8 protein-coding genes and 1 pseudogene are annotated in these 6,461 nt (G+C 62.8%); 6 read left to right on the forward strand and 3 right to left on the reverse strand.

Annotation, left to right across the window (positions count from 1 at the left end; all coding sequences use genetic code 11):
- Positions 1 to 46: 46 nt before the first annotated feature.
- Positions 47 to 613: a helix-turn-helix domain-containing protein gene (locus GFM02_RS26260; protein WP_168268015.1), complete on the forward strand. Its 567-nt coding sequence runs from the start codon at positions 47 to 49 to the stop codon at positions 611 to 613.
- Positions 614 to 637: 24 nt separating this feature from the next.
- The gene (locus GFM02_RS26265; protein ID WP_168268013.1) at positions 638 to 1,156 is read left to right on the forward strand and encodes a GNAT family N-acetyltransferase; all 519 of its coding nucleotides are present in this window, start codon (positions 638 to 640) and stop codon (positions 1,154 to 1,156) included.
- 15 nt (positions 1,157 to 1,171) lie between these two features.
- On the opposite strand, the gene GFM02_RS26270 is transcribed toward GFM02_RS26265, so the two are convergent.
- Positions 1,172 to 1,783 (reverse strand): HAD family hydrolase, encoded by a 612-nt coding sequence (locus tag GFM02_RS26270; RefSeq protein ID WP_168323233.1) that lies wholly within the window; start codon positions 1,781 to 1,783, stop codon positions 1,172 to 1,174.
- Between the two features lie 133 nt (positions 1,784 to 1,916).
- Here GFM02_RS26270 and GFM02_RS26275 point away from each other — a divergent pair, with 133 nt between their 5' ends.
- The 3 genes from GFM02_RS26275 (at position 1,917) to GFM02_RS26285 (ending at position 4,510) form a co-directional block, all read left to right on the forward strand.
- The gene (locus tag GFM02_RS26275) at positions 1,917 to 2,942 is read left to right on the forward strand and encodes a histone deacetylase family protein (RefSeq protein WP_168323234.1); all 1,026 of its coding nucleotides are present in this window, start codon (positions 1,917 to 1,919) and stop codon (positions 2,940 to 2,942) included.
- 9 nt (positions 2,943 to 2,951) lie between these two features.
- The gene (gene recX / locus GFM02_RS26280; RefSeq protein ID WP_168323235.1) at positions 2,952 to 3,527 is read left to right on the forward strand and encodes a recombination regulator RecX; all 576 of its coding nucleotides are present in this window, start codon (positions 2,952 to 2,954) and stop codon (positions 3,525 to 3,527) included.
- A gap of 71 nt (positions 3,528 to 3,598) precedes the next feature.
- A complete protein-coding gene (locus tag GFM02_RS26285; protein WP_168323236.1) occupies positions 3,599 to 4,510 on the forward strand; it encodes an EamA family transporter in 912 nt (303 codons plus the stop codon).
- Between the two features lie 6 nt (positions 4,511 to 4,516).
- Here the strand turns inward: GFM02_RS26285 and GFM02_RS26290 are convergent, their stop codons facing one another.
- Entirely contained in the window at positions 4,517 to 4,984 is a 468-nt protein-coding gene (locus GFM02_RS26290; RefSeq protein WP_168323237.1) for a group III truncated hemoglobin, read from the reverse strand.
- Between the two features lie 170 nt (positions 4,985 to 5,154).
- Here GFM02_RS26290 and mbfA point away from each other — a divergent pair, with 170 nt between their 5' ends.
- Positions 5,155 to 6,138 (forward strand): iron exporter MbfA, encoded by a 984-nt coding sequence (mbfA, locus tag GFM02_RS26295; protein ID WP_168323238.1) that lies wholly within the window; start codon positions 5,155 to 5,157, stop codon positions 6,136 to 6,138.
- A gap of 216 nt (positions 6,139 to 6,354) precedes the next feature.
- Here mbfA and GFM02_RS26300 read toward each other — a convergent pair.
- A pseudogene (locus tag GFM02_RS26300) lies at positions 6,355 to 6,461 on the reverse strand (IS110 family transposase); the annotation flags it as partial.

Below are 6,461 nucleotides of genomic sequence, written 5' to 3' on the forward strand. Positions count from 1 at the left end.
CATCGGATAATGTATTTCTCTTATAGTGGAATCACGGAACGGGAAAATGGAACCGGAACTCGAACAGGCGATCGGCATCCGCATCCGCACGCTGCGGCAGGAAAAGGCTCTGACGCTTGATGATCTTGCTGCGGCCTCCGGCGTCAGCCGGGCGATGATCTCGCGCATCGAGCGGGCGGAGGCGAGCCCGACCGCCTCGCTGCTGGCAAGGATCTGCGCCGCGCTCGGCCTGTCGCTGTCAGCCTTCTTTGCGGAAGAGGGGCGGGCCTCGCCGCTCGCCCGTCGGCAGGAACAGCAGGTCTGGCGCGATCCGGAGACGGGATATATGCGGCGGTCTGTTTCGCCCCCGGGCACGGCCTCCGATGTTGATATCGTCGAGGTCGAATTCCCGGCCGGCGCCCGCGTCAGCTTCCCCCCGCATGCGGGCGCCCATGGCATGACGCAGCATATCTGGCTGTTCGACGGCGAGCTGGAGATGACGGCGGCTGAGACTGTCTATCGGCTGCGCCCGGGCGATTGCCTCTTCATGCCGGTCGGCGAGGGCCATGTCTTCCACAATCCCGGCAACGCGCCGGCGCGTTATTGCGTCGTGCTCGATCGCGGCGGCCGATAGAAACATCCATTTCAGGAGAACAGCATGCCCGCTATTCGTACACTTTCCGCCGAGGAGGCCCGCGCGGCCATTCCGGCTCTTTCGGAGGTGCTTGTCGATTGCGTCGCGGGCGGCGCCTCCGTCGGCTTCATGCAGCCCTATCGGTCTGAAGATGCCGAGCCCTATTGGCGCGATGTCGCCGATGCCGTTGCCACCGGCGGCAATCTGCTGCTGATCGCTGAACTCGACGGCAGGATCGTCGGCACGGTGCAGGTGGGGGCCGCGCAGATGCCGAACCAGCCGCATCGCGGCGACCTGAAGAAGCTGCTGGTACACCGCTCCGCCCGCGGCAAGGGCCTCGCTAGGATGCTGATGGAGGCTGCCGAGCGCGAGGCGGCAAGCCGCGGCAAGACCCTGCTCGTGCTCGATACGGCAACCGGCAGCGATGCCGAGGCGATCTATCCGCGCCTGGGCTGGCAGCGTGTCGGTGTCATCCCCGATTATGCGCTGTGGCCGGAAGGCGGCTTCTGCGCCACCACCCTGTTCTACAAACGGCTCGCCTGATTGCGCCGGCCCCGCTCAAGCCGTCCTGGCGAAGACCGGAAGCGTGCCGCCAAGCGTCGCGCCCGCCGTCCAGTGCGCGGCATTCCAGCCGAATTGCCGCGCCGCTTCGATATTCACCGCCATATCGTCGATGAAGGCGATCTCGCCGGGCAGCACGCCGGCCCGCTCGGTCGCCAGCCGGAAGAAATCGGGCGAAGGCTTGCTGTGCCCGAGTGCTGCGGAATAGATGATGTCGTCGAAATGCGCTTTAAGGCCGATCTGCTCCATCAGGTAGCGTGCCCGCCTATGCTCCTGGTTGGTCGCCAGCAAGAGAGTGATGCCGCTTTGCCTGAGGGTAGCGAGTTCTTCGAGCAGATTGAGATCGAGGCGGGAATCGTTTTCGAACCAGTAATCGATCAGCGTCGCGGCGCTGAGATGGGGCGCGATCTTTGCGAGAACGCCGGCGAGCCGCGGCTCCAGCGCCGCGCGGCCGATGATGATATCGCCCCAGTGCGTCTGAAAGAATTCCTGCTGCAGCAGGTCGAGGCGCAGGCCAAGATCGCGCTCGAGGTAGGTGAAGAGAGGCAGGCCATCGGTTGGACGACCATGAATGAGCACGCCGTCGACATCGACCATCAGCACTTTCATCCGGAAAATTTCCTCGTTCTCAAAACACCGGCGAAGGTGGCGTCATTATTCCAGACGATCAAGAGCCCGCGCCGCTTTTTTGTCGGGGCCGAGCCGTGTAAATCTCCATTGTCAATCAAAGGCAGGATCTGAAATGCGCGTCATCTATACCGAGGATCACAAGCTGCGCGATGCCAGGACGGAGCTGCACGCCGGTCAGCTGGTGACGCCCTTCGAGGCGCCGTTTCGCGCCGAATGGATCCTGGCGGCGGTCAAGGAGGCGGGCTTTACCGATGTCGTGGCGCCCGATGCGCACGGGTTGGAAACGGCTCGAAAAGTGCATGATCCCGCCTATCTGGATTTTCTTGCCGCCGTCTGGGACCGCTGGGTGGCGGCCGGTTTCACCGGCGAGGCGATCGCCAATTCCTTCGCCGTTCGCCGCACCAGCCAGCGCGTGCCCGACAATATCGTCGGCGCGATCGGCCATTACGCCAATGCCGCCGATACTTCGATCACCAAGGGCTCCTACGAGGCAGCGATCGCTTCCATGCGCTGTGCCATCACCGGCGCCGACTGGCTGACGCAGGGCAATCGCTTCGCCTTTTCGCTTTGCCGCCCGCCCGGCCACCATGCCGGCATCGATCTCTTCGGGGGCTACTGCTTCATCAACAATTCGGGCGTCGCCGCGCAGCGGCTGCTCGATCGCGGTGCGAGCAAAGTCGCGGTGCTGGATGTCGATTTCCACCATGGCAACGGCACGCAGGATCTCTTCTATCGCCGCGGCGATGTGTTCACCGCATCGCTGCATGGCGATCCCATGCACGCCTTTCCCTATTTCCTCGGCCATGCCGACGAGGAAGGTGAGGGGGAGGGCGAAGGTAGCAACCGCAACTATCCGATGCCGCCGGGTACGCCTTGGGATGTCTGGTCTTCGGCCCTTGCCGATGCGCTCACCCGCATCAAGACCTTCGGCGCCGAGGCGATCGTCGTAGCCCTCGGCGTCGACACCTTCGAGCGCGACCCGATCTCCTTCTTCAGCCTCACCTCCGACGATTTCACCCGCATGGGCGAGATGATTTCTGCCACCGGCTTGCCGGTGCTCGCCTGCATGGAGGGCGGTTACGGCGTGCCGGAGATCGGCCTTAACGTAGCCAACGTCCTCAAGGGTCTGGAAGCCTGATCACCGCCGATGACCGACGAGACCGTTCCATCCGATATCCCGACATCCCGCATGCTGAGCTGGGCGCGCAATTCCGCTATCTATCGCCTGGAACGGCGGATGATGACGGAAAAGCAGCTGTTTGACGCCATCAGCCGCAAGGCGAAGGAGAAATTCGAGGATATCAGCGCGGCGCAACTCAAGGCCATCGCCGATTTCGCGGTCAAATTTGCCTATGACAACAAGGTGCTCGACGACAGCGCCTATGCGGAGATCAGCACGCGCTCTGCCGTGCGCGGCGGTAAATCGAAGCGCGCGATCGCCCAGAAGCTAGCTGCCAAGGGCGTCTCCAGCGACAAGGTCGAGGCAGCACTTGAAGAGGCTGACGATCTCTATGCCGCAGCGATATTTGCCCGCAAGCGCGCCTTCGGCCCCTTCCGCCGGGTCGAGCTTGACGAAAAGCGAAAGGCGAAAGAGCTTTCGGCTTTTGCCCGCAACGGCTTCAGCTTCGACATCGGCAGGAAGGTCTTCGACATGAGCTTCGAAGATGCCGAAGAGGTCATTCTTGCCGGCCGTTCCTTGACGCCTCAGCATCAGCGCTCTTGATCCCGGCATGAAAAGTTTGAATTTGGTTCTCACCCGTCTCGGCCTAAAACCGCGCCAGGATCGGGGGCCACATGGACATCAAGAATATCGAGACCGGGACGGACGGCGCAGCCTTGATTGCTCAGCCGGGCGTATCCCCGACTTCTGGCGGTTTGGCGGCCGGTGTCGCCATGTGCCTGATGTCGATGTCGTCGATCCAGTTCGGCGCGGCACTGTCTTCTTCAGCTATTGCGACCTATGGCGTTGCTGGCGCCACCTGGCTGCGGCTTGCTTTCGCGGCGATCATCCTTGCCGCCGTCGTCAGGCCTTCGGTGCTGCGTTATAGCGGCGCCCAATGGCGGGCGACATTGCTGCTTGGCACGACGACGGCTGCCATGACGCTGTGTTTCTTCGCGGCGATCCAGCGGCTGCCGCTCGGCCTGGCGATCGCCATCGATTTCCTCGGGCCGCTCGCGGTCGCCGTCTTCGGCTATGGCCTGAGCTGGCGGCTTACCTGGCCATTGATCGCTGCGGCCGGTATTCTCTTCCTCGCCCATGACGGCGAAGGCTGGGTCGGCAATTCCTCAGGCGTCCTCTTTGCCCTCGGCTCGGCTGTGGGATGGGCGGTCTATATCCTGCTGACGAAGAAGGTTGGCGCTGCCTTCAAGGGGCTGGAAGGCCTCTCCATGTCGCTGATCGTTGCCGGCCTCGTCGCGACACCCTTCGGTCTTGCCGAGACAGGGGGCGCCTTCACAGTGAAGGGACTGGTCGAGGTTCTCGGCCTTGCCATCCTCGTGCCGCTCTTGCCCTACGCGCTGGAGATGGTGGCGCTGCGGCGCATGCCGTCGGCATCCTTCGGCATCCTGATGAGCCTCGAACCGGCGCTCGGCGCTCTCGCCGGTTTTCTGATCCTCGCCCAGCCGATGACCGCGTTGCAGATGCTCGGTACGGCGCTTGTGGTGGCGGCCAGCGCCGGCGCCACCGCCTCGGCGGAAAAGGCCTGAGATTTCTTAGGCGAGTTTCCGCGCGGGATCGTCGAGTGCCGGATTGTAGAAGAGCGACAGTGTCAGGCTTTTGGCGATTCGCTCCGCCGTTGCCATGAACCACGCCTTGGCTTCCGGCGTTGGGGCGATATCGTCGAGCGTCGCGGCAAACAGCGACAGCCATTTCGGAAAGAGATCGGGCGTCAGGTTCTGGACACCCGTGTGCGCCTGCACGGGCTTGCCGCCATAGGCGCCGCTGCGGAAGGCGACGGCCGACCAGAAGCTCTTCATTTTCGCCATATGCTCCGGCCAGCGGCCGGACAGCCGGGCGTCGAACACCGGGCCGAGATCGGGATGCGTCAGCACGCGTCCGTAAAAGGTCTCAACCAGCCTGTCGATGAAGGCCGCGTCGACGCCCATCTCCCGCATCTCGGCCTCCGCCCTTTCGCGGATCGCCGCGATATGGGCAGGGCGGCCCTGAATCTCATTGTCCATTCCAAAACCCCGGCGCCGCGTGATGCGGCGCCCTCCCATATAGGTGTTTATCGCAGCGTGCCAAAGTCCTCTGTGCCGCTTGCGGCAATCTGTCAGTTGGCTTGCACGCGCACTTGACCGCTATCACCACCTTCTTTAGATTTAGAATAATTCTAAATTTGGAGAAAGTCATGCTGGCGCGATTTTTCAGATCCTCGAAACGATCTTTCGAGTCGCTGTCCGAGCAGGAGATCCTCGCCCTGGCGATCGCTTCCGAGGAAGACGATGCCCGCATCTATCTCGCCTATGCCGACAGGCTGCGCCGCGAATTTCCGGCCTCGGCCAAGGTCTTCGAAGACATGGCCGAGGTCGAGGATACGCATCGCAAATCGCTGATCGAGATCCATCGTCAGCGTTTCGGCGAGCGCATCCCGCTGATCCGGCGCGAGCATGTGCAGGGCTTCTACGAGCGCAAGCCCGACTGGCTCAGGGCAAACCTTTCATTGGATGCGATGCGGGAAGAAACCGAGGCGATGGAGGAGCAGGCCTATCGTTTCTATGTCGAGGCGGCAAAACGAACCTCGGACGCCTCGACGCGTGAGCTTCTCGGCGATCTCGCCCTTGCCGAGCAGGGGCATGAGGATATCGCCCGCATGCTGGGCGACAAACATACGCCCGAAGACGTCAAGCACGACGAGGACGCGACGGTGCATCGGCAATTCGTGCTGACCTATGTGCAACCGGGTCTTGCCGGGCTGATGGACGGCTCGGTCTCGACGCTGGCGCCGATCTTCGCCGCCGCCTTCGCCACGCAGGATACCTGGCAGACCTTTCTCGTCGGTCTTTCGGCCTCCGTCGGCGCCGGCATCTCGATGGGCTTCACCGAGGCCGCCCATGACGACGGCAAGATCTCCGGCAGAGGTTCGCCGGTCAAGCGCGGCCTTGCCTGCGGCATCATGACCGCGCTCGGCGGCCTTGGCCATGCACTGCCCTATCTGATCCCCCATTTCTGGACAGCGACGATCACCGCCGCCGTCGTCGTGTTCTTCGAACTCTGGGCAATCGCCTTCATCCAGAACCGCTACATGGAAACCCCCTTCCTGCGCGCCGCCTTCCAGGTCGTCCTCGGCGGCAGCCTAGTGCTCGGCGCCGGTATCCTGATCGGGAATGGGTGAGTTGCGGTCGGGCGCAGCTTCTCCCTCCTGTGCTCGTCACAGGAATCCAGCCACCGCGCGTCCGCGCGGCGGGAGAACCTCGATTTGGGCTTCATTGCCTGGCGAAGCGAAATCGAAGGATAGCTACAAGTCTCAAGCACCGAAGTCATTCACGGCGCAGACGCGCCATGGCTGGATTCCTGTGACAAGCACAGGAATGAGCGACTATCTGGGTTGTCAAGTTGCATATTCGAATTCTCTTCGCGCATCTCGTGCTTTTGCATTGAGAATGACCAGGAGTTTTCGGGCGAGCGCGATGCGGATGACCATTTTGGGTTTGCCGG

The organism is Rhizobium leguminosarum bv. viciae, from assembly GCF_012276115.1.
Taxonomy (GTDB): domain Bacteria; phylum Pseudomonadota; class Alphaproteobacteria; order Rhizobiales; family Rhizobiaceae; genus Rhizobium; species Rhizobium leguminosarum_T.